Source organism: Pseudomonas sp. 3MAES_34.3B, assembly GCF_058145875.1.
Genome location: NZ_CM176960.1, coordinates 3345608 through 3365561, shown reverse-complemented (window position 1 = coordinate 3365561; position 19954 = coordinate 3345608). Strand labels below are relative to the sequence as shown.

Genomic DNA, 19954 nt, shown 5'->3' with positions numbered 1-19954 from the left:
ATCATGCGTCCCCTCGTAGCGCAAGGCGCGCAGGGGAGCGGCAAGCGCTCCCCTGTCGCTACGTCCTGTTCAGGCTCGTGGTCTCAGTCGTGCCGTGAATCGCCACGCGAATCGTTTTTCGCAACCTTGAGCATCCATGCGATCAGCTCGCTGTTGTCGTAGTTACCGGCGTGAGGCTGGTTCCAGGCGATCTTGTAGTTCACGCCGGCACCCCGGTTCTGCAACACGGTGGCAAGGTTAAGGCTGACGAACGGTGAGGAATCACGGTCATAGGAGCCCACACGGATCCGCCAGTGCCGCGCCACTTCGCTGGAGCCATAGGCCTGGGCAGCGTAGGGGTTGACGTCAAGGCCGGTATTACGAGGGCTTTTCACAATGTAGTACATGGGGTTCATCATCGCCGCCCACTTGGCCACTGCGTCTTTCACCACAAAGCCTTTCACGCTGGTGTAGCCGGTCACGCCTTTGAGCCCGGCCTTGGCGATCGCCTCGCCCAGGTTCTCGTCAAAGTGGTTCCAGCCTTTGGCCACGGTGACATCGTTGCTGAGCACCGTGGGGTCGGTGTTGAAGGCGTCCATCTCGCCGGTAACGCTGGCGAAGCCGTTGTCGAAGGCGCCCACCGGCTTCATCCGGTTCATGAACAGCATGAGGTTTTTCCAGCTGGTGAGGGTGGCTGTGCGGGTGGCCGCATTCCAGCTGATGAAGTCCTTCGGCGCGAGCCCGGACGCCAGGCCGTTCATGGTGGCCGCGGTGCTCATGTAGGTTTGCCCGGCGCTGTTGAGGCTGCCGTCACCGTTCACATAACCGTTCTGCAGAATGAACCGGGTGGCCGAGTCGCTCAGCACGCTGTACACATAATTGCGATAGCTGCCGCCGCGTACCGCGTCCGGGCTGTAGCTGTTGAGTTTGAGCGGCGCACCGGTGCGCGGGTGCTTGAGGTCCAGGCCATTGAGATAGGCCACATACTGGTTGGCCATCACCGTGGACAGCGCCTGGTCATTGGTGCTCAGGTTGAGCGTGCCGCCGTTGGGATGGGCCACGGTGATACCGGTGCCGTTGAAGTAGTACTCATAGGCGGCGTTGGCGTTGTTCAGGTCAGTGATGGGGCAGTAGGGCGCCACGCCGAAGACCGCGTCGCTTTCCTGGGCGGCGCCGAGCTCGTTCAGGTAGCTCTTGTACAGCGGGCTGTCGCCGGTGGCGCCCACCAGGGAGCTGTAGGCGCCGCCGCCGCTGGTGCCACTGATGATGATTTTTTCGGCGTTGCCCAGCATCGCCTTGTCGTTGTGCTTGAGGTAGCGCACCGCGGCCTTGAGGTCCACGATCGCCGACGGCCCATCGCCCACTTCGGTGGTCACGCCGTCGACCACCAACGTGGAGTTGCGGCCCCGGCCTGCGGCGGAAGCCACCACAATGCCCTTGGCCAAGGCCATGGCCGCCGCGCGGTTGGCGCCGGTTTCATCGGCGGTGGTCACATCAGCGGGGGTGAGCAGGTCCAGCTGCATATAGCCGCCGGTATTGAGCGGCATGAAGATGGGCGAAGCCTGGGTCGCGGTGGACGGAATGTAAACCGTCATTACTTGCTGGGCCGGGTCGTTGGGCTTGGCGACGTAAGTCACGGTGTACGCGGTGTACGTTACCGTCTGCCCGAATACCGTTACCGACCCTGCCGTACCGCCCGTGCTGGAATCGAACTTCAAGGTATCGTCACTGTTTTTGCCGCTGGCGTGGGCGGCGTTACCCAGTGCGGCAGTCAATGCAAGGCACAAGGCGGCGCGAGCAAAAGGCTTGGCTGCGGTGTTCATTCGCATGGTCATATCCTTTGAAGAGTTAGTTGTTGTTATCGTCCAACGGAAGTTCAGGCAAAGCGGTGAGGCGTGAGGGCAGAGCCCCGCCGTTCGGCGTACGTAGCCCAGAGTTACCTTTGATTTGCTTTTGTCAGGTAAGCCCATGGCGGCCCATGGTGGGCCGATTGGCAAGCAATGCCGGAACGTAGCCGGCGCGCTTGAATATAGGGGCGGGGATAACTTCGGGGTAATGCCTTTGAAGTGCAGAAGGTATGCGTTCTGTTTATTTGAATGTATCGGTGGCGAAATAAAAAAACCGGCGTGAGTGCCGGCTTTTTGATATCAGACTATAAGAAAGTTGATATCAGGGCTGTACGCCCTCCGCCAATCCTTTCAGGTAATCGCTGAACCCGCCCTGCGCTCGGCAATCGAACCTGGCGCTGGTGATCACCCGGTTGAGGTGTGTCCATACGATGCGGGCGCCACTGCGTTCCAGGTCCTGGATCAGGTGCACGTCCTCGTGGGCGCTGAGCGGGCGGAAGCCGCCCACGCGGCGGTAGGCCTTGGCACACACGCCCAGGTTGGCGCCGTGAATGTGCCGGTGGCCGTCGCGGTCCTGGTAGTTGGCCATGTACCGGGCTTGCACATCGGCGGAATGGCCGCTCCAGTCTTCGACGTGCACGGTACCGCACACGGCCTCGGCGCCGAATTTCAGCTGGTTGCACAGCCAGTCTTCGCCCACCAGGCTGTCGGCGTCGGTGCAGGCCAGCCAGCGCGCGCCGCGGCCGAGCAGGTAGCTGGCGCCCACGCTACGGGCATGGCCCACATTGCGGCTGTTCACGCTCAGGGTATGCACGCCCAGGGCCGTTGCGATGGCATGCGAACCATCGGTGCAAGCATCCAGCACAGCAAGTATTTCTACCGCTTCCCCGGCAAGCTCAGGATGCCTGGCTGCCTTGAGCACGGAAGTCAGGCAAGCCCCCAGCAGCTGCTCTTCGTTATGAACCGGGACCAGAACGCCGATCATTCGACCACCTCGCTTAAATCGAAGCCAACCGGCTGGTGGCCCCAGAGTTCCAGAATGAAGTCTTTCTCAAGATGGTGAATCAAGGGCTCAAGTTCCAGCTTCCGCGCCAGTATTTGATGTACAACATGGCCATCCATCTGGCAGCCCTCGATCGGGTGCAGCCAATGGCAGGCCAATACGCACCCGCCAGCGGCCAGGCTCTTGCCGGCGCGGGCCGCCACGTGCTCCCAGGCGTCGGGGGCCAGGTAGTAGCCTACTTCGCTCAGCACGATCAGGTCGAACTCGCCGGCCGGCCAGTCTTCGGGCAGCGAACACTGCCGCACGTCCACCCCCTCGATGCCCGCCAACCGTTCTTGCGCCAGGGTTACGGCCTGGGCGTTGAGGTCAGTGCACAGCAGTTGGTCGCAGCGCTGGGCCAGCTCCGCGCTCAGCTCTCCGTTCGAACAGCCGGGCTCGAAGCCACGGCGGTAACGTTGGCGCGGGAGGCAGGCGAGGGTGAGGTCGCGCTTGCGTTTCTCGTACCAGCGGCGCCGGTAGGCCCAGGGGTCAGGGTCGCCGTCGTACAAGTTGTTGAAGTAGCCTTCCGGGTCTGTCATAGGAACACCACCTCGTAGGGTTGCAGCCATCGCCGAAGAGCTTCTTCGCTCAATACAGGGTCGGCGCCGGTGGTGGGGTCGCGGTGGAGCTGGCTCTGATGCGCATGAAGCGCCGCCTGTTTACGCGCCAGCCACTGCGGCGTCAGTGCCAGGCGTCGGGCCCGTCCCCAGGGAAGGCGATCGTCCTCGGGGGTAGCCCAATGCCAGGCCCATACGGGAATTTCGCGCAATTGCGCCCCTGCGTCTGCGGTGGCGGCCAGGCAGGCGCGGGCAACGGCTTCGTGGTCGCAGTGGCCGTCCAGCCGCCACGTGGTGAATACGAGGTCGGTGGGCCGCAGCAGCGCTCTCAGGGCGGCGGCAAGGCCGGCCTCGTCGTCGCCCACCTGGCTGTCAGGTGCATGCAGGCGCTGCCATGCCAGCCGCTCCGGCGCCAGGCCCAGGGCGCGCAAGGCCGCCTCGCTTTCGGCGTAACGGGCCTGACGCAAGCGCTCCGGCGGCCAGTCCAGAGAGCCGGGGTGGCTACCTTCGCCATCGGTCACGGACACCAACAGCAATTCCTGCTCGCGCTCTGTCAGCGCCGCCAGCAAGCCACCACAGGCGATCACTTCGTCGTCGGGGTGAGGGGCCACTACCACCACCCGGTGGCCTGGCGGGGCCAGTTCATCGAGGCTGATGGCCGGCACTGCGGCCAGGCGCCGGGAGCGCTGCCAGGCCTCCAGCGGGGTGCCTTCGGTTTGTATAAGATTTTCGGCGTTGCTCATAGGCGCCAGTCTCCGGCCTGGGAGGGTTGGCGGCTCAGGGCCCCCAAAGCGGCAAGGTCACGCTCGGCATGGCTTTGGCGCACGAATACAGGAAGGTCGGCGGCGAGCCGGGCAAAGTGGCGGTCGCGACAGAACGGGGTAGCGCCCAGGGCGCGGCCCACATGGCGCAGCACGGCTTCCACGGTATGTTCGACCTGGGCGCGCACCCGCCGTACCGGCAGCTCGGCGTTATGGGTGGGGTGGGTATCTATCCACTGCGCACACTCACGCAGGCTGGCGGCAGCCATGGACAAACTGGCATCCACGGCGCCCAGATGGGCCAGCGCATGGGGGTCGGTTTTGCTGGCGTCGCGCAAGTATTCGCCCAGGCGGGTAGCGGCGCCGTACCAGCAGGCAGCGATGCCGGCCCCGCCTTGCCAGAACCCCGGCCGCTGAAGGTAACCGTCACCGGCGCAAATCACCTGTGCCACGGCGCCATCGAAGCGTACGTCGAGGCTGGCCGTGGCCGCCATGCCCACTGCCTGCCAGGCGCCGTCGACTATCTCGATCCCGGGTTGGTGCAGGTCGACCGCCGCCAACCAGGGCTCGTCGTTGGCGCTCCATACCGTGACCAGCGCGTGATCGACCTGCGCAGCGCCTGAGCACCAGGCTTTGGTGCCGTGCAAGCGCAACTGGCCACCGCTCGAACGTTCAGCCCGCACCCGTACATTGGGCGGTTCGGAAGCCCAGACAGCCCACAAGCCCTCACCTATGGCCTGTCGGGGCGTCAGTTCAGCGAGGATCGCCAGTGCGTCGGTATGCGCCTCGTAAAACTTCACCAGCGAGAGGTCAATGGCGGCGACCTGTGCCAGGGCCCGCCAGCGCTGCAAGGTGTGACCCCCACCGGGCAATGGCAGGGGGGCCTTACCGGTGTCGATCAGGTCACGCAGGTACCGCTCGATATCCACCTCGGCGCTGGCAATCGGCTCGCCTGTGGGGCGAGCGGTACCCTGGCCGCGGTAAGCCGCTGCTGTGCTCATCAAAAGTGTCCCGTCGCTGCGTTTTGTATAGGAGTTGCACAAGCGCAACGGGTTCAGCACATTTCATCGGCCCGCGTGCTTTCTGTCAGAAGCCTCGGCGGGCCTGGCCAGCCGTCGGCACGGTATCGCTTTCATCCAACTTACGGCCCGTTGCCGGGTCGATGTGGGAACACCCATCAGCGAACGAGGACTACGGCCATGAGCGTGGACGAAAGCAGGATCCGAGACCGTGCGTACGAACTCTGGGAACGCGAAGGCCGCCCGGAAGGCGCGGCGCATTCGCATTGGAAGCAGGCCAGCGACGAGCTGGAATCCGAAGCGAGCGATACCAGCAACGCCGATACCCTCGACGATGCATCCGGTGGGGTAGAAAGCGGCGTGGCGCAGCCGATGCCCAAGCCTTAAGCCTGATGGCGGGCAGGTAGGCAGGCCGAGCCGGTTCAGCACAGTCAGCGTCAGGGGTCGGTCGGCAGGGGCGCCGTGGCTTGGGCCGGGGCATCGCTTTCCAAGGGGCGCGTCGGCACGGCCAGCCGGTGCTCCAGCCACGCCACCGCGCGCACTACCAGGAAATTCAGTACCAGGTAAATCGCTGCGGCGCAGGCGAACACCTCAAGGGTGCGGTAGCTGCGCTGGATGATCTGCTGGGCAACGCCAGTAACGTCCCATACGGTAACCAGGCTGGCCAGCGCCGTGGATTTGACCAGCAGAATCGCCTCCGTGGAGTACGACGGCAGCGCCTGGCGCAAGGTGATGGGGGCAATGATTCGGTGCAGCAACTGCCAGCGGGAGAGCCCGATGGCCAAGCCCGCTTCGATCTGCCCTTGAGGCACGCTCAGCAGGCCACCGCGGATGATTTCGGCGGTATAGCCTGCGGTACACAAGGCCAGCGAGAGTACGGCGCAGGCATAGGGCGAGCGCAGCACCACCCAGGCGAAGCTCTGGCGCACCTCGGGAAACTGCCCCAGGCCGTAGTAGATCAGGAACATCTGCACCAACAACGGAGTACCGCGAAACAGTGCGATATAGGCGCGCGCGGGGTAACTCAACCAGGGCCGCCGGTTCACCCGCAAGGCCACCACCCCCAGCGAAAGGCACAACCCCAGCGCGAGTGAGGCGAAGAACAAGCCGAGCGTGGTCGGCAGCGCCCCCATCAGCTTGAGAAGGGTGCTACCGAGAAATTCGACGTCGATCACTACAGGCCCTCAGGAGTGCATCGCATTGGCGCGGCGGGTGCGGCGCACGCGGGCTTCAGCAGCGGCGAACACCCGGCCCGACAGCCAGGTAAGCATCAGGTAGCCCAGGCCGCCCACGATGTAAAAGGTGAAATACTGGCGAGTCGAGCCCGCCGCCACTTGGCTGGCGCGCATCAGCTCCACCAGCCCGATCACCGATATCAGTGCCGAATCCTTCAGGCTCATCTGCCACACGTTACCCAGGCCGGGCAGGGCAAAGCGCAGCACCTGCGGGATCAGTACCCGGCGCAGGCGCAGGGCAGGGGACATGCCGATCGCGCTGGCCGCTTCCAGTTCGCCTTTGGGCACTGCCAGGTACGCGCCGCGGTACACCTCGGCCTGGTACGAACCCGAAATCAGCCCCACCGCCAGCGCGCCCACCGCGAAGGGCGGCACGTCGATGTAGCCACCGCCGCCAAACCAGTAGGCCACCGCCGACACCATGGTGGCGCCGCCGAAGTAGAACAGGTAGATCACCAGCAATTCCGGAATACCGCGAAACAGCATGGAATACAGCTCACCCAGCCAGCGCAGCGCCCGCCGCGATGACAACTTGGCCATCGCCACCAAGGCGCCGGCCACCGCGCCAATCAACAGCGCAACAGCCGTGAGCACCAAGGTCATGCCTGCCGCTTGAAGCAGCGTCGGGCCCCAGCCGTGTTCACTGAAGCCCAGTAACTCCACAAGCGTCATGCGGGTGCCTCCTTCGTGGTCGGGCAAGGGCGATTACGGGGTGAGGTCTACCTTGAACCACTTCTCGCTCAAACGCTTGACCGTGCCATCGGCAATGGCGTCCTTGAGGGCGGTGTCGAAACGAGCCTTGAGGTCGGTGTCAGCCTTGCGAAAGCCCAACGCCTCGCCTTCGCCCCAGATGGGCCCGGCAATCTCCGGCCCGGTGTACGTCAGGCCTTTATTGTCGGGCTTTTCCAGGGTGGCATTGAGGAAGGTCACGTCGTCGAACACCGCGTCGATACGCCCGGCGTTCAGGTCCAGGATCGCGTCCGCCGAGGTGCTGTACTCGCGCACCGTGGCCACGTCCTTGAAGTACTCGTCGATGAACGGCGTGTACACCGTGCCGGAGGCGATGCCGATGGTTTTGCCGTCCAGTGCCTTGCGCAACGCTTCGACGGCCGGCTTGATCTGCGCGGGGTCATTGGCCAGGGTGATGGCGCCTTCCTTGCCAGGCTTGCCGGGCAAGAGGTTAGCGTCCATGGCCGCGAAGCTGGCGGGCGTGCGGGCATAAGGGGTGGAGAACGCCATCACCTGCTTGCGCTCCTCGGTGATCACGATCGCATCCATCAACACGTCGAACTTGCCTGCGTTGAGGCTGGCGATCATCCCGTCCCAGTTCTGTACCTTCAGCACGCATTCGAGCTTCATGCGCTGGCACAGCACCTCCATCAGTTCAGGCTCGAAGCCGCTCACCCTTCCCCCCGGCAGGGTGAGGTTCCAGGGCTCGTAGCTGCCTTCAGTGGCAATGTTTACGCGGCTCCACTCCTTGGCATGGGCCGTTCCGGTTGCCAGCAGGCAGGCCGCAAGCAGCCCCATGGCCCAGTGTTTATCGCTCTTTCGCATCGTTGCGTTCCTGTGTGGTGATGGATAACCGCGCCCCGTTTCGACACATTCACAGGTTAGCTGTTACCGCAACGGCACAACAAAAACGCAAAAGGCTCAGGCGTTGCCGAGCATCCGGGCGACCTTCGCTGCCAGGCTGGCCATCGAGAAAGGTTTGCTCAAAACGGCCATGCCATCTTCCAGGTCTCCCGCAGCCAGCACCGAATGCTCGGCGAAGCCGGTCACAAACAGTACTTGAAGCGCAGGGCGTGCCACGCGCGCCGCGTCAGCCACCTGGCGGCCATTCATGCCACCGGGCAAGCCCACATCAGTCACCAGCAGGTCGATGCGGGGCTCGCTTGCCAGCAGCTTGAGGCCGGCTGGCCCATCGTTGGCCTGCAGGGTGCGGTAACCGGCGTGCTGCAGCGCCTCCACCATCAGCATGCGCACGGTGGCCTCGTCATCAATCACCAGCACGGTTTCGCCCATGCCAGTTTCCGCCGCGGCGAGGGGTACAGGCTTGCCCTCCGGCACCGTCTCACCGAGGTAGCGGGGCAGGTAAAGGTTAACCGTAGTGCCCAGGTTTACCTCGGAATGAACCCGCACCTGGCCGCCAGACTGGCGCACGAAGCCATGCACCATCGACAGGCCCAGCCCGGTGCCCTGGCCGATGGGTTTGGTGGTGAAGAAGGGGTCGAAGATCCGCTCGATGATGTTCCCGGGAATGCCCGCGCCGGTATCTGTCACGCCAATGCGCAGGTACTCGCCCGGTGGAAGGTCATAGGTTGCGGCAGCTTTGCTGTCCAGGTGCAGGTTGCTGGTTTCCAGTGTGATGTGGCCACCCGCAGGCATGGCATCCCGCGCGTTGATGGCCAGGTTCAGCAGTGCGCTTTCCAATTGAGGGGCGTCAACGCAGGCTGGCCACAGGCCCGCTGTGACGCTCACTCGCACTTCGATCGCCGGGCCCACCGTACGCCCGATCAACTCCTGCATGCCCATCACCAGCTGGTTCACGTCCAGGGGCCGGGGCGCCAGGGTTTGCCGGCGGGAAAACGCCAACAGTCGCTGGGTGAGTGCGGCCGCCCGCTGGGCGGAGTTCTGAGCGCCCTTGAGGAAGCGATCGAGGTTATCCGAACGGCCGGCCCTGAGCCGCTGTTCGACGATTTCCAGCCCCCCGATAATGCCCGCCAGCAAGTTGTTGAAGTCGTGGGCAATGCCCCCCGTGAGCTGCCCTACTGCTTCCATTTTCTGCGCTTGGCGCAGGGCCTCGTGTGCCTGGGTGAGCTCTTCGGTGCGCTCGGCTACCCGCTGCTCGAGGGTTTCATTGGCGGTTTGTACTTGCTGGAACAGCCGTGCGTTGTCGATGGCGATAGCGGCCTGGGCAGCCAGGGCCACCATTACCCGCTCGTGGCGCTCGCCAAAGCGGCCGGGTTCGGGGTGCCCGAAAAATAGCCCGCCGAGCACTTCGCCTGCCCGGGATACCACCGACACCGCCAGGTAGCTGCGCACCGGCAGATGGCCCTCGGGCATGCCGTGGTGGGGGCCACGCTGCCCGTAGCGAGGGTCGGCAAGAATATCGTCGGAGCGCACCACCCCTTCGTTACGGAAGGTTGGCGCGAACACCGGCGTGGCGCGCAACCCGCCGAGGGAGGAAAACTGCTCCCGTTCTGCGCCGGAAAGCGTGAACAGGGTGAGGTGCTCGCCACTGTCGTCCAGCACATTATGGAAGAACGCGCCGAACCGGGCGCCTGTAAGCGCTACCCCGGCATCGGTCAAGGTTTGCACCACCCGCTCAAGGTCCAGGTCGCCGGCCAACAGTTTGTTGATCTGGTCGAGGGTTTCCAGGGTACGGGTTTGTTCGCGCAGGGCTTCCTCGGCGCGCACCCGGGCGCTGATGTCCACCACCAGTTCGAAACAGCTGCCGTCCGGCAGGCGTTTGGCCGCAACCAACGACCACCAGCGGCTGCCGTCCTTGCGCAAATGTTCGCGCTCGAACGGTGTGGCGACTCCGCTGGCCTTCAGTTCTGCCATTGCCTTGAGCCAGGGCCGGCGCCATTCGGCCGGGGTGAGCATCTTCCAGTTCAACCGGCCGGCCTGCACGTCCTCGTGGCTGTAGCCGCTCATGCGCAGGAAGGCCTCGTTGGCGTCTGTCAATACGCCGTCGTCGGTGAAGAACACCGCGCCGACAGTATCTATGGCCAGTGCCGCGCGAAAACGCTCTTCGCTGGCAGCGAGCGCGGCCTGGGCCAGGTGCGCTTCGGTCACGTCAAAGCCTTCGCAGAAGATGCCGATCACCCGGTTGGCTTCGTCCGTGAGCGGTTCGTAGATAAAGTCCAGGTAGCGCTGTTCGCTGGGCGCCCCCTCATAGGCCAGCATGATCGGGGTGCGCTTGGCCACGAAACGTTCACCCGTGGTGTACACGCGGTCCAGCCACTCGTAAAAGCCCTGGCCTTCAAGCTCGGGGAATACTTCACGGATAGGCTTGCCGATAAAATCCCTGTGCCCGAACAGCCGCAGGTAGGCGCTGTTTACAAACTCGAACACATGCTCGGGGCCGCGCAATATGGTCATGAAGCCTGGGGCCTGCTCGAACATTCGCTTTTGGCGGGCCAGGTCGGCTTCACGCTGGCGCTCATGCAACACGCGCTGGGTGGTGTCGTGGCCCTGATTGAAAATGCCCGCGATGTCACCCGTTTCACCGCGGATAGGCGTAAGGCTGTAGTTCCAGTAGCTTTCGGTCACTTCACCGTTTCGCATCATCGGCAGCAACTGGTCGAACACGGTGATGCCCTCACCGCTGTGCCGTACCTGATTCAACTGCGGCCCAACGATGTGCCAGATGTCGCCCCACACCTGGGCAGCGGGTTGGCCCAGGCACCCTGGGTGGCGCTCACCCGGCACGAATGCCCAGGCGTCGTTATAAAGCAGGCGCAGGTCCGGCCCCCAGTAGATCGCCGTTGGAAGGCTGGAATTGAGGCAGATGCTCATGGCCGACTGCAGCGATTGGGGCCAGCCCTGCGGGTTACCCAGCGGCGTGCTGGCCCAATCGAAGGCGCGGATGCGCGCGCCCATTTCGCCGCCGCCGGAGAGAAAGCCCAGCGCGAAGGTAATGTCGGTTTGTGTCATGGTACTGCTGCCCTGGCCACGCCTTGAATCCGCCGAGAATGTGCGGCGCGCAAGTGTAGGGGATAACCTGGCAAAGCGGCAGGGATTACGGATTATCGGCGCACGCGTGACTGTGCCACGGCGCCCCGGCGGCTCTATTACGCCGGTCGGAAGGCCATGCAATGTAGAACATTGGCCATTGTTCCGCCTATATCAAAGTGACATTATCCCGCCCCGTGAGCGTCTCTGCTCGCCTGCCACCTGTGCGAGCATGAACGCCGGCGTTGGCTATCCGTTTGCAAGCCACCAGGAATGACCAAGCCATGCCGAGCAGCCGCCGCGAACTGGGCCGTGATTTTGCCCGCCGAATCTATGGCCCGCGGTCGCTGGGGTGCGCGCTCAGTGCGGTATTCATCGTTGCGGTGGTGCTTGGTAGTGGCGGCACCAGCGGCTGGATATGGGCCCTGATAGGCCTGAACGCGTTCGTGTGGCCCACCCTGGCCTACCGGGTAAACCGGGCCGCGCTTGACCCCTACACGGCAGAGCGCCGCAGCCTGCTGCTGGACGGCGCATTTGCGGGCCTGTGGGCTGGCCAGATGGCGCTCAACCTGTTGCCCTCGGTGTTGCTGCTGGCCATGGTATTGATGAACGCGGTGGCCGCTGGCGGTTGGGCGTTGTTGCGCTGGACGGTCCTGTTGCAAGGGATCGGCGTGGTGGCGGCCCTGGCGCTCACAGGTTTGGAGTTGGCACCCCACACCACCGAACTGCAGATGCTCGCTTGCTTGCCGATGCTGGTGGTCTATCCCCTGGCGGTGGGCAGCGCAAGCTACCGGCTGGCCGTACAGCTGGCGGTGCACAAAAAAGCGTTCAAGCTGATCAGTACGCTGGACGGCATGACCAACCTGCTGCACCAGGCCGCCTGGCTGGAGCGCCTGCGCGCCACCTGGCGCGAATGCCGCGGCGGTCAGAAAGTCGCCATCCTCGCCCTGCTGGACATCGACGATTTCAAGACCATCAATGACAACCATGGCCACCTGGTCGGCGATGCCATCATTGCCCGCCTGGCCAACCTGCTGCGTGCCGGGCTCGGGCCACAAGCGGTGCCTGGGCGCTACGGCGGCGACGAGTTCTGCGTGATTCTCTACGACGTCACCGTGAGCCAGGCCTTCGACCAGCTCAACGATATTCGCAAGCGCTTCAGTGACTGGACCGACGGCGCCTCGCCGGTGGCCCATGCCAGCCTGAGCATTGGCCTGGTGCCCTATTCACGCAAGTACACCTGCGAGCGGGATTGGCTTCAAGCAGCCGATGAAGCGCTGTACCGCGCCAAGCACAGCGGCAAGAACCGCTTGTGGTTGCAGGAACTGCCGGTGTGATCAGGGCGTGGCGCAGCGGGTGACCGGCGCGTCGGCGGTTTGCTCGCGCTGGGCCTGCGGCCCTGCCGTCGCCGGGCAGGCGCGCGGCAGCACCTTGAACAGCCGCCGCGGATCATCCCCCAGGTTGGCCGGGCGATAGTGCCCCTCGGGCTCGCGTTCGCAGTGCCGCACCCCCTCGGCCAAGGTGATCTGCATACGGCAAAGCACGCTGCCGTCCACGGTGTCCCCCACCACGGGGTGCCGGCGGTTAAGGCCGGCCAGCCGGAATACCCGCTGTCTCAGGCCCACGCTGTCGAGGAACTCGTCGTGCAGGCGGCCATCCAGGCATTCCTGCGGCCAAGGAGCGTCGGCGAAAATGCGATCGTCAGTGAAGTTGCCCAGCATCCAGCGCAGCGGCGTTGCTTCCAACCCGATGGGTTGCTGCGCCTTGGGAAGGTTTGGGTCGAGAGGGCAGCCACTGAGCGCCGGCGCGCCATAGCCGCCCCCCACATCCGCGTGCACGCCGGCGAACCACACCTCCTGTAAACGTTGCCCGTCACGCAAGGGGGCGAAAAAGCGCTGCAAGCGAAAGTCGTCACGCTGCTCGTCCAGGGACATCGCATGGTACCCCCGCCGGGCGTACAGGCCGATGCGATGGTCGTCCGGCTCCTCGTCGCGCAGCAGCCCGGCGGCCGGCACGGTGTCGAACACGCCGATGGCTTCGACCGTCACCGGGCGCACCGGCAGGCCATGTTGCTTCTCATAATCTTGCAGATGCTTGCGCAGGGTGGGCTCGAAACGGGCACTGCCGGTGTCGCGGCTGAAGTAGATTTCGTACAGGTGATTAGCCTCTCGATGCAGCCGGGTAAGCCCCATAAAGGCCGGCATGCGATCCCCCCAGTCGGCCCCGAGCGCCTTAGCATCCAGCAGCCCGGCGAACTCGATAAAGCCGTTGAGCGAGCGAGCCGTGAAGGCCCCACGGCTGAAACCGAACAGGTAGATCTCGTCTCCCGGCCGGTACGCCTGGGCGAGGAAGCGGTAGGCCTGGCGTACGTTGAGGCTCACACCCGAGCCGAACAGGTTGCCGCTCACCTGTGAGCGCTTGTCATTGCCCACGCCCTGGTCGTAATACGGGATCACCGGCTGGCCGTGGTCCGCCGCCTTCAGCGCCAGATCGTACAACCGCCAAATGTTCGTGCTGCTCTGTTTGTTGTTTGCCGTGCCGTCCAGGAACACCAGCAGTTTGCGCCCCTGGGTCGCGTTATAGCGGCAGGCCAGTTGTTTCCAGCGGGCAGTGACCTGCTCATAGCTGTCGTCGGGGTCAGTGTTTCGCAGGTCTACCTGGCCGTCGGGGATACAGCTGGGCCCGCCCTGGTCAGGCTCCTTGGCCAACTGCAGGGTTTGACCCCGGGAGGCATCGGCATTCGGGGTAGGCTCCGGCCCGCTGGGGGCCGCGGCGCAACCGGCAAGCAGGCTCGACATGAGCAGCCAGATGGCCCCGGCAGGGGCGTGCGAGACACGAAGCGCATCCATGGTGACCTCAGCGGGTATCCGCGGGACCACACGGCAATAGCGGACGACCTGCCGTGGTAGTCAATGCAGCGTAGCAGGGTGTGCATTGCCAGGGCGAAATGCGCAGAGGCTGTGTTCGCTGGCTGCCGCCAGCGCCTACCTGGCGCCGAACAGTTCGGCGACCACCTGTTCCCCCAGCGCCAACCCTACGCTCATGCCCAGCCCCGTATGCATCAATACCGCCGTCACCCCGTCGCCTGCGCGAGTAACGCTGAATGGCCCGGGGCCACGGCAGCCGTACACGCCCTGCCAACGCTCAACAACGTCTACCTGGCAACCAAGCGTGTGCTCGGCCAGTTCGAGCAACAGGCCGTCCACGGCTTCGGCATTGAAAGGCGAGGCGTCGGAACCGTAGGCGTGGGAGTCACCGATGATCAAGTCCCCGTAGGGGGTCGGGCTGATCAGCAGGTGAATGCCGTGGGTTTCCAGCTCGGGCTGCTCACGGCGGATCTGTTCACGGATGGCTTCGGCTTCAGGCAAGTCGGCATAGGCGCCGTAATGCACGCAGCTCAGGCCGGTGAGCAGGGCATGGTGCAGGTCCAGCGGCTGGCGGGGGCGCGCGCGGAGCATTTGCAACGCGCACACCTGTGGGTTCAGCCTGGCCAGCGGTTCGGCCAGCAAAGTCTGGTAGTCATGGCCCGAGCACACCACCACCTGGCCGGCAGTGAAGCGGCCTTGGGTGGTGGTCACTTCGCCGCAAGACACTTCACGCACCAGTGTCGAGAAGTGAAACGTCACGCCCAGATGTCGCCAGAGGTAGTCCACTATCTGAGGCAGCGCCTGACGCGAATACACCTGTTGATCGTCCAACCCATGCAAGGCGGCCCGATGATGTGCGAAGCGGCCTTGGTAAAGCGCGGCCAGTGCGGGGCCGCGCAGCAGTTCGGTGCGGTAGCCCAGCGCTTCGCCACGGCCGGCGCGGAAGGCGTCCAGCAATGCTTCTTCGGCTTCGGTGCGGGCAAACAGTAGCGAGCCCTGCTGGCGCAGGTGCAGCCCGGCCTGCGCGGCCAACGTGGCCCAGAGTGTACGGGCCTCGCGGGCCAGCTGCAGCATCGGTCCCGGCGCCTGGCCGCTGACCAACGCCTGGCCGAAATTGCGTATCGACGCGCCCAAGGGTGTGTGGCTGCGTTCGAATACCGTCACCCGCAAGCCCCGGCGTGCGCCTGCCCAGGCATGTGCCAGGCCGAGGATGCCGGCGCCGACGATGATCAGGTCGCTGTGTGATTCATTCATGCAAGGCTCCAGCGCGCTTATTGAGCAAGGGGTTCGGATTTGCCGTCGTAGCGCTTGCGCCATTCAGCCAGGATGCGGTCGCGGTTTTCCGATGCCCAGGTGAAGTCGTTCTTGATCAGTCGCTGTTCGTAGTCGGCGGGCAGTTCGGCAAAGGGGGCCGCCTGGCCTGGTTGCGCCAGCACGGCGAAGTTTTCCCGGTACAGGGCCATGGCGGCGGGGCTGGCGGAAAAATCGGCGAGTTTGCGCGCAGCCTCCAGTTTCGGGGTGCCCTTGATGATGCCCGTGGCTTCGATTTCCCAGCCCAGCCCCTCGCTCGGCAGGATCACATCCAGAGGAGCGCCTTTGCGCTTGAGTTGCACGGCCGGGTACTCGAACGAGATACCGATGGGGAACTCACCGGCCGCGGCCTGCTTGCAGGGCTTGGAGCCGGAATGGGTGTACTGGCCGATGTTCTGGTGCAGCTGGTCCATGTAGGCCCAGCCCTGCGCCTCGCCGAAGCGCTGTAACCAGGCGCTGACATCCAGGTAACCGGTGCCGGATGACGCGGGGTTGGGCATCACGATCTTGCCCTTGTACACCGGTTTGGTGAGGTCGGCCCAACTGGTGGGGCGGGGCAGGCCTTGTTTTTCCGCTTCCACGGTATTGAAGCAGACCGTGGCGGCCCACACGTCCATGCCCACCCAGGCGGGCGGGTTGGCGGCATCGCGGTAATTGGGCCCGATCTGCCCCAGGTTTGCCGGTGCGTAGGGCTGCAGCAACCCTTGCTGTTCAAGTATTGCCAGGCTGGAGCCCGCCAGGCCCCATACCACGTCGGCCTGGGGGCGGTCTTTTTCGGCCAGCAGCTTGGCCGTGACGATACCGGTGGAATCGCGCACCCACTTGATACGGATGTCCGGGTTCTGCTTTTCGAATGCGGCCTGGTAGGGCTTGAGTTGCTCTACTTCCAGTGCCGTATACACCGTCAGTTCGGTGTCGGCATGGGCGTGAGCAGCGACGATGAGGCACAGCGAAACGGCCAAAGCGGCAGGTTTGATCATGGAGCGCTCCGTTTTCATGAAAGGGCGGGTCAATGGGCGTTCGGCAGTTCACCGCGGGCGAGGCGGGCATTGATCGCGTCAACGATGGGGGGCAGTTCGGCGATGGTGTCGATCAGGTAATGAGGCCTGCACGGGCCAAGCTCGGCGTCGATCCGCTGGCGCGCGGCGGCACGCTGTTCATGGCCGAGGGCCTGATAGCTCTCCCAGCTCAAGCCGAGGCAGTTGCCGGAAAAGCGCAACGCCACCGTCCACATGCCGGCATGGCGACCTTCCAGCAGCCCGGGAGCGGTGTCGTCCACCTTTACGCACGCCGCCACGTCCTCGATCTCCAGGGCAATCACATTGGCCAGCGCTTGCGCGGGGGAGGGCCGCCCGCGTGGCACCTCATCACTGGCCACCACATGGTCAGGGCGATAACCGGCCTCGCTGGCCATGGCTTCCACCTTGTTCATCACCGCGCGCGGGTAGCCCGAGCAACTGCCGATCTTCAGGCCGCGCTCCCGCAGGCTGGCGATAGCGCCCAGGGCGCCGGGAATCAGCGCTGAATGCTCGCCCACCTTTTCGATCTGCAAGGGCATGAACCGCTCATACAAGGCGGTGACATCGGCATCCGTGGGCAGCCGGCCGAAGCGCCGTTTGAAACGTTCTGCCACGGCGGGCTGGTCGCACAGCGCGCGGATGTGTGCCCATTTGCCCAGCCCCATGGGCCCCCGGGCTTCCTCCAGGCTGAGGGCCAGGTCGAAGCTGGCGAAGGCCTCGACAAAAATGCGGGTTGGCGCGAACGAGCCGAAATCCACCACGGTGCCGGCCCAGTCGAGAATGGCGGCGTGCAAGTGAGTGGGAGGTTGATAGGTCATGGGCAAGGTTCCGTCTGAGGTTAATGAGTGGCTGCGCGCCAGGCTTGGCTACGGCGTACGGCGCGGCGGGAGAGGGCCGCCAGCAGGAGGGAGGCGAGGGCGCTGGTCAGCAGAATCAGCGAGCCCATTGCGGCGGCGCCGCCAGTGTTCCCCGCATCGTCAAGGTTGAGCACCGCAATGGCCGCCAGCATGCTGTCCGGGCTGTAGAGGAAGATCACCGCCGACACCGTGGTCATCGCCGACACGAACAGGTAGCGAAACACGTCCAGCAGCGCAGGCAGGCACAGGGGCAGGGTTACCCTCAGGAAGTGGCGCAGCAGAGGGACTTTCAGCGAAAGCGCCGCGGCCTCGAACTCGGTGTCCAGCTGCCGCACCGCCGCGCTGGCGGTAAAATGCGCGGTGGTGAGGAAATGCGCGATGGTGCACATCGCAAGCAAGGGCAGGCTGCCATATAGCAGGTGAAGCGGGTTGTCAGGCAGGTTGAAGAAAAAGACATAACCCAGCCCCAGCACAAGCCCGGGGACCGCCATGGGAATGAACAACAGCAGGCGCAGGGTGCGGGTAAGTGCCGTGGCGCGGGTTTTTTCCAACAGGCAGGCGGCAAGGAACACCAGCACTACCCCGCCGCTGGCCGTGCCCAGGGCCAAGGCCAGGCTGTTGCGATACGCCTGCCATCCGCCCGGTAGATCGGAAAAGCCATAGTGCTGCAGCGAGAGCGACAGGTCGTACGGCCAGAACCGCGCCAGCGAGGCATACACCGCCATGCCGAACACACCGATGAACGCGGCGCATACCAGCAGTATCAGCAGCAGATACACTCGATCACGACCTGGCGAAGGCTGCGGATGCCAGGCTTGAGCGCGGCCACTCATGGTGTCGCGCTGGCGTCGGCGCAGCCACAGGTCCACCCCGAAGCTCAACAGGGCGGGCACCAGCAACATCAGCCCTACCAGTGCGCCGCGGCCGAATTGCTGCTGGCCCACCACGGCCTTGTAGGCTTCCAGCGCCAGCGTCTGGTAATCGCCGCCCACCACTACCGGCACGCCGAAATCCGTCACGCACAAGGTAAACACCAGGCAGCCCGCCGCGAACACCCCCTGCCGGGAAGACGGCCAGGTGATGGTGTGAAACGCCCGCCAAGATGACGCGCCCATGCCGGCCGCGGCATCGAACAGCCGCCGATCCGCGAGCGCGAGGGTAGACATCAACACCATCAAGGCGTGGGGGAAACAATAAATGGCCTGGCCTAGCACAATGCCCCAGAAGCCGTAGAGGTTCCCCGGTAGCCATTCGCGGAGCACCCCCTGGTTGCCGAACAGATAGATCAGCGCAGTGCCGGGTAGCATCGAGGGTGCCAGCAGCGGCAGCAGCGCCACGCCTCGCCATAGCGGCCGGCCTGGAACGCAGGCGCGCTGCAGGCCATAAGCGAAGCCATAGGCAAGCGGCAGCACCAGGCAGGTGACGGCCAGGGCACTGGCCAGGCTATTGGTCAGCAACCAGTGCAAGTGCTCGCTGCTGAGCATCGCCGTTGCGGCCTTCAGGCCACCGCCTTGCCCAGGGGTATCGCTCAGGGCCCGCCAGAGCATGGCCAGCAAGGGACACACCAGGGCCAGGGTCAACCAACCGAGCAGTGCAGCCATGCCAGCGCCGATCAGCAGGCGGTCGCCGAGGTTGGCCGGCAGGCGGCGGGCGGGCGCGGCCTCCCGCAGCGGGATAGCACGGTCCATCAGGCAAATACCTGCAAATGCCGCGAGGGCAGGGCCACCCATAACGGCCCTGGGCGCAGCGGTGGCGCCATCGCCGGTAGCTCCGCCTGTAAGGTATGGCCGGGCATTGCATCCAGTTCGAACGCCAGGCGGCGGTGATTGCCCAGAAAGGTCTCGCCGCGCAGTTGCGCGCTGAAGCGGTTTTCTTCGCCCGGATGCGGGTTGACCAGCACGGCTTCAGGGCGACAGAACAATCGGCCCTGCGTATGCAAGGGGCCTGCGGGCAGATGCACGTTCAGGGTACCTACGCGGGCCTGTTGGCCCTCAAGGTGAAACGGCAGCCAGTTGCCCTGCCCGAAAAATCGCGCCACGAACGGTGTGCGGGGTTGTTGATACAGTTCCCCGGCAGTGCCGTATTGCTCCACCCGGCCCTGGTTCATCACCGCAATACGGTCTGCCATCAACATGGCTTCGTCCTGGTTGTGGGTGACCATCAAGGTGGTGATGCCGAGGCGCTGTTGCAGTTGGCGAAGCTCTGCGCACAGGTGGTCACGCACCTGCGCATCCAGCGCCGACAGCGGCTCGTCCAGCAGCAGTAGAGAAGGGTTGGGTGCCAGTGCCCTTGCAAGCGCTACCCGCTGCTGCTGGCCGCCGGACTGTTGGCTGGGGAACTTGCGATCGCTGCCCTGAAGGCCGACGAGGTCAAGCATTTCCTGCACTCGGGCACGGCACGCCTGGCGGGGCAACGCTGCAAGGCCGTAGGCAACGTTCTGCGCCACGCTGAGGTTTGGGAACAGCGCGTAGCTCTGGAACACGATCCCATAGTCGCGGGCAGCGGGCGGCAATGTGGACACGTCGCGCTCGCCAAGGACGATACGCCCGCGATCCTGCCGCTCGAGCCCGGCCAGGCAACGCAGCAGTGTGGTTTTGCCACAGCCGGAGGGGCCCAGCAGGCAAACCAGTTCGCCGGCGCGCACGTCCAGCGAAACGCCGTCCAGCGCCTTGAAGGCGCCGAAAGCTTTATGCATGCCACTGATGTGCAAACTTACCGTACCCATGGACCAGCCTCGTTGAAGGAAACGAAGCCCATGGTGGGCGCGGCCTGCTAAGCCTTGA

The 19954-nt window shown here is 64.7% G+C and carries 17 protein-coding genes; 2 read left to right on the top strand and 15 right to left on the bottom strand.

From position 1 onward, the window contains the following. Window positions 1-83: 83 nt before the first annotated feature. From AC3Z8Y_RS14685 to AC3Z8Y_RS14665, 5 genes are all read right to left on the bottom strand, one after another. Window positions 84-1808, bottom strand: a complete 1725-nt coding sequence (locus AC3Z8Y_RS14685) for a subtype B tannase (protein ID WP_490086438.1) — start codon at window positions 1806-1808, stop codon at window positions 84-86. Between the two features lie 340 nt (window positions 1809-2148). Beyond that, on the bottom strand, window positions 2149-2811 hold the full coding sequence (locus AC3Z8Y_RS14680; RefSeq protein ID WP_490086437.1) for a glycosyltransferase family 2 protein: 663 nt from the start codon (window positions 2809-2811) through the stop codon (window positions 2149-2151). Continuing rightward, complete coding sequence (locus AC3Z8Y_RS14675; RefSeq protein WP_490086436.1) at window positions 2808-3407, bottom strand: class I SAM-dependent methyltransferase; 600 nt, start codon at window positions 3405-3407, stop codon at window positions 2808-2810. Before AC3Z8Y_RS14675 ends, AC3Z8Y_RS14680 begins: the two co-directional genes overlap by 4 nt. Next, window positions 3404-4168, bottom strand: coding sequence for a PIG-L deacetylase family protein (locus AC3Z8Y_RS14670; RefSeq protein ID WP_490086435.1), 765 nt, complete (start codon window positions 4166-4168; stop codon window positions 3404-3406). Before AC3Z8Y_RS14670 ends, AC3Z8Y_RS14675 begins: the two co-directional genes overlap by 4 nt. Beyond that, window positions 4165-5187 (bottom strand): acyl-CoA dehydrogenase, encoded by a 1023-nt coding sequence (locus AC3Z8Y_RS14665; protein WP_490086434.1) that lies wholly within the window; start codon window positions 5185-5187, stop codon window positions 4165-4167. The genes AC3Z8Y_RS14670 and AC3Z8Y_RS14665 overlap by 4 nt, the downstream gene beginning before the upstream one ends. A gap of 198 nt (window positions 5188-5385) precedes the next feature. Here AC3Z8Y_RS14665 and AC3Z8Y_RS14660 point away from each other — a divergent pair, with 198 nt between their 5' ends. After that, entirely contained in the window at window positions 5386-5592 is a 207-nt protein-coding gene (locus AC3Z8Y_RS14660; RefSeq protein ID WP_490086433.1) for a DUF2934 domain-containing protein, read from the top strand. A 50-nt stretch (window positions 5593-5642) separates the two neighbouring features. Here AC3Z8Y_RS14660 and AC3Z8Y_RS14655 read toward each other — a convergent pair whose 3' ends face one another. The 4 genes from AC3Z8Y_RS14655 to AC3Z8Y_RS14640 form a co-directional block, all read right to left on the bottom strand. Next, window positions 5643-6380, bottom strand: a complete 738-nt coding sequence (locus AC3Z8Y_RS14655; RefSeq protein ID WP_490086432.1) for an ABC transporter permease — start codon at window positions 6378-6380, stop codon at window positions 5643-5645. 9 nt (window positions 6381-6389) lie between these two features. Continuing rightward, a complete protein-coding gene (locus tag AC3Z8Y_RS14650; RefSeq protein ID WP_490086431.1) occupies window positions 6390-7112 on the bottom strand; it encodes an ABC transporter permease in 723 nt (240 codons plus the stop codon). Between the two features lie 33 nt (window positions 7113-7145). Beyond that, window positions 7146-7994: a transporter substrate-binding domain-containing protein gene (locus AC3Z8Y_RS14645; protein WP_490086430.1), complete on the bottom strand. Its 849-nt coding sequence runs from the start codon at window positions 7992-7994 to the stop codon at window positions 7146-7148. Window positions 7995-8090: 96 nt separating this feature from the next. Beyond that, the gene (locus AC3Z8Y_RS14640; RefSeq protein ID WP_490086429.1) at window positions 8091-11099 is read right to left on the bottom strand and encodes a PAS domain-containing protein; all 3009 of its coding nucleotides are present in this window, start codon (window positions 11097-11099) and stop codon (window positions 8091-8093) included. Window positions 11100-11401: 302 nt separating this feature from the next. Here AC3Z8Y_RS14640 and AC3Z8Y_RS14635 point away from each other — a divergent pair, with 302 nt between their 5' ends. Continuing rightward, window positions 11402-12454: a diguanylate cyclase gene (locus AC3Z8Y_RS14635; protein WP_490086428.1), complete on the top strand. Its 1053-nt coding sequence runs from the start codon at window positions 11402-11404 to the stop codon at window positions 12452-12454. Here the strand turns inward: AC3Z8Y_RS14635 and AC3Z8Y_RS14630 are convergent, their stop codons facing one another. The 6 genes from AC3Z8Y_RS14630 to AC3Z8Y_RS14605 all read right to left on the bottom strand — a co-directional run bounded on the left by AC3Z8Y_RS14630 (window position 12455) and on the right by AC3Z8Y_RS14605 (window position 19896). After that, window positions 12455-13966, bottom strand: coding sequence for a phospholipase effector Tle1 domain-containing protein (locus tag AC3Z8Y_RS14630; protein ID WP_490086427.1), 1512 nt, complete (start codon window positions 13964-13966; stop codon window positions 12455-12457). Window positions 13967-14101: 135 nt separating this feature from the next. After that, entirely contained in the window at window positions 14102-15238 is a 1137-nt protein-coding gene (locus tag AC3Z8Y_RS14625) for a TIGR03364 family FAD-dependent oxidoreductase (RefSeq protein ID WP_490086426.1), read from the bottom strand. 17 nt (window positions 15239-15255) lie between these two features. Next, window positions 15256-16275, bottom strand: a complete 1020-nt coding sequence (locus tag AC3Z8Y_RS14620; RefSeq protein ID WP_490086425.1) for a putative 2-aminoethylphosphonate ABC transporter substrate-binding protein — start codon at window positions 16273-16275, stop codon at window positions 15256-15258. 29 nt (window positions 16276-16304) lie between these two features. Next, a complete protein-coding gene (phnX, locus tag AC3Z8Y_RS14615) occupies window positions 16305-17132 on the bottom strand; it encodes a phosphonoacetaldehyde hydrolase (protein ID WP_490086424.1) in 828 nt (275 codons plus the stop codon). Window positions 17133-17152: 20 nt separating this feature from the next. After that, window positions 17153-18859, bottom strand: a complete 1707-nt coding sequence (locus AC3Z8Y_RS14610; protein ID WP_490086423.1) for a putative 2-aminoethylphosphonate ABC transporter permease subunit — start codon at window positions 18857-18859, stop codon at window positions 17153-17155. After that, window positions 18859-19896 (bottom strand): putative 2-aminoethylphosphonate ABC transporter ATP-binding protein, encoded by a 1038-nt coding sequence (locus AC3Z8Y_RS14605; protein WP_490086422.1) that lies wholly within the window; start codon window positions 19894-19896, stop codon window positions 18859-18861. Before AC3Z8Y_RS14605 ends, AC3Z8Y_RS14610 begins: the two co-directional genes overlap by 1 nt. Window positions 19897-19954: the final 58 nt, after the last annotated feature.

What these genes read in the sequence shown, in the direction of transcription:
- AC3Z8Y_RS14680 (WP_490086437.1), bottom strand. Translation starts at nt 2,811, where the DNA reads ATGATCGGCGTTCTGGTCCCGGTTCATAACGAAGAGCAGCTGCTGGGG.
- AC3Z8Y_RS14660 (WP_490086433.1), top strand. Translation starts at nt 5,386, where the DNA reads ATGAGCGTGGACGAAAGCAGGATCCGAGACCGTGCGTACGAACTCTGG.
- AC3Z8Y_RS14670 (WP_490086435.1), bottom strand. Translation starts at nt 4,168, where the DNA reads ATGAGCAACGCCGAAAATCTTATACAAACCGAAGGCACCCCGCTGGAG.
- AC3Z8Y_RS14640 (WP_490086429.1), bottom strand. Translation starts at nt 11,099, where the DNA reads ATGACACAAACCGACATTACCTTCGCGCTGGGCTTTCTCTCCGGCGGC.
- AC3Z8Y_RS14635 (WP_490086428.1), top strand. Translation starts at nt 11,402, where the DNA reads ATGCCGAGCAGCCGCCGCGAACTGGGCCGTGATTTTGCCCGCCGAATC.
- AC3Z8Y_RS14685 (WP_490086438.1), bottom strand. Translation starts at nt 1,808, where the DNA reads ATGCGAATGAACACCGCAGCCAAGCCTTTTGCTCGCGCCGCCTTGTGC.
- phnX (WP_490086424.1), bottom strand. Translation starts at nt 17,132, where the DNA reads ATGACCTATCAACCTCCCACTCACTTGCACGCCGCCATTCTCGACTGG.
- AC3Z8Y_RS14665 (WP_490086434.1), bottom strand. Translation starts at nt 5,187, where the DNA reads ATGAGCACAGCAGCGGCTTACCGCGGCCAGGGTACCGCTCGCCCCACA.
- AC3Z8Y_RS14645 (WP_490086430.1), bottom strand. Translation starts at nt 7,994, where the DNA reads ATGCGAAAGAGCGATAAACACTGGGCCATGGGGCTGCTTGCGGCCTGC.
- AC3Z8Y_RS14610 (WP_490086423.1), bottom strand. Translation starts at nt 18,859, where the DNA reads ATGGACCGTGCTATCCCGCTGCGGGAGGCCGCGCCCGCCCGCCGCCTG.
- AC3Z8Y_RS14650 (WP_490086431.1), bottom strand. Translation starts at nt 7,112, where the DNA reads ATGACGCTTGTGGAGTTACTGGGCTTCAGTGAACACGGCTGGGGCCCG.
- AC3Z8Y_RS14630 (WP_490086427.1), bottom strand. Translation starts at nt 13,966, where the DNA reads ATGGATGCGCTTCGTGTCTCGCACGCCCCTGCCGGGGCCATCTGGCTG.
- AC3Z8Y_RS14605 (WP_490086422.1), bottom strand. Translation starts at nt 19,896, where the DNA reads ATGGGTACGGTAAGTTTGCACATCAGTGGCATGCATAAAGCTTTCGGC.
- AC3Z8Y_RS14620 (WP_490086425.1), bottom strand. Translation starts at nt 16,275, where the DNA reads ATGATCAAACCTGCCGCTTTGGCCGTTTCGCTGTGCCTCATCGTCGCT.
- AC3Z8Y_RS14675 (WP_490086436.1), bottom strand. Translation starts at nt 3,407, where the DNA reads ATGACAGACCCGGAAGGCTACTTCAACAACTTGTACGACGGCGACCCT.
- AC3Z8Y_RS14625 (WP_490086426.1), bottom strand. Translation starts at nt 15,238, where the DNA reads ATGAATGAATCACACAGCGACCTGATCATCGTCGGCGCCGGCATCCTC.